Here is a 1,373-nt window from a genome sequence, read left to right on the forward strand (position 1 = left end):
GGGACTTCGCGAGCGCCAGCGGCTTCAGCGGCACGACGACATGCCAGAGCCGCCGGCCCGGTCGGCCGGGGAGTTCCGTCTGCGCAGGTGCCGTGCGTTTCGTCATCGTCGTTACGCCCCATTGTCACCTGCCGGTGCTCCGCGCGGCGGGGCGGGCCGGTCGCATGGGCGTACGGTGTTCTCGACAGACGTGAGCCCCGGGGCCAGACTGTTTCGGCCACGAAACGCGCACCGAGGATAATCCGGGAAGGTGAAAAGGACCGTGTCACGGCGGAGGATCGGCTTCTGGTACCGGCTGGTCGCGGCCATCTGCAAGCCGCCGCTGCGGCTGCTCGTCAAGCGGGACTGGCGTGGCGCGGAGCACATACCGGCCGACGGCGGATTCATCACCGCCGTCAACCACAACTCGTATCTCGACCCGTTCTTCTATGCCCACTTCCAGTACAACACCGGCCGCGTGCCGCGGTTCCTGGCGAAGGACGGACTCTTCAAGAAGGGCGTCGTCGGTACGGTGATGCGCGGCACCGGGCAGATTCCCGTCTACCGCGAGTCCACCGACGCCTCCAAAGCATTCCGGGCCGCGGTCAAAGCCGTCGAGGACGGGGAGTGCGTCGCGTTCTACCCCGAAGGGACGCTCACCCGCGACCCCGAGCTGTGGCCGATGAAGGGCAAGACCGGAGCCGCCCGGGTCGCGCTCGTCACCCGGGCGCCCGTCATCCCCGTCGCCCACTGGGGCGCCAACGAGGTGCTGCCGCCGTACGGCCGGCCCCGGCCCTTCCCGCGCAAGACCTTCCACCTGCTCGCCGGCCCGCCGGTGGACCTGTCGGAGTTCTACGGCAAGGAGCCCACCCCGCAGGTGCTCGCGGAGGCCACCGACGTCATCATGGACGCCGTCACCCGCCTGCTGGAGGAACTGCGCGGCGAGCAGGCGCCCGCCGAGCGCTTCGACCCGAAGACCGTGCGCGCCCAGCAGCGCCGCCGCTCCGCGGACCGTAAGGAGAACTCGTGACGCGCTGCGCCGTCTTCGGCACCGGCTCGTGGGGCACGGCCTTCTCGATGGTGCTGGCCGACGCCGGCTGCCGGGTGACGATGTGGGGCCGCAGAGCCGCGCTCGTCGACACCCTCAACGCCACCCGCGAGAACCCCGACTACCTCCCGGGCGTACGCCTGCCCGACGCGGTCACCGCGACCGCCGACCCGGCCGAGGCCGCCCGGGACGCCGAGTTCACCGTGCTCGCCGTGCCGTCGCAGACCCTCCGCGGCAACCTGGAGCGCTGGGCGCCGCTCCTCGCCCCCGGCACCGTCCTCGTCAGCCTGATGAAGGGCGTCGAGCTGGGCACCGCCAAGCGCATGAGCGAGGTCATCGAGGAGGT

General features: G+C 71.2%; 2 protein-coding genes. Both read left to right on the plus strand.

Features of this window, described 5'->3' with window-relative positions; all coding sequences use genetic code 11:
* Positions 1–262 precede the first annotated feature (262 nt).
* On the plus strand, positions 263–1,009 hold the full coding sequence (locus H5J30_RS33410; protein ID WP_181791484.1) for a lysophospholipid acyltransferase family protein: 747 nt from the start codon (positions 263–265) through the stop codon (positions 1,007–1,009).
* Positions 1,006–1,373 (plus strand): 2-dehydropantoate 2-reductase N-terminal domain-containing protein (locus H5J30_RS33415; protein WP_181791486.1); only part of this gene is annotated, 368 nt, incomplete at its 3' end. The genes H5J30_RS33410 and H5J30_RS33415, both read left to right, overlap by 4 nt.

Source organism: Streptomyces phytophilus, from assembly GCF_013870535.1.
In the GTDB taxonomy this organism is placed as follows: domain Bacteria; phylum Actinomycetota; class Actinomycetes; order Streptomycetales; family Streptomycetaceae; genus Streptomyces; species Streptomyces phytophilus.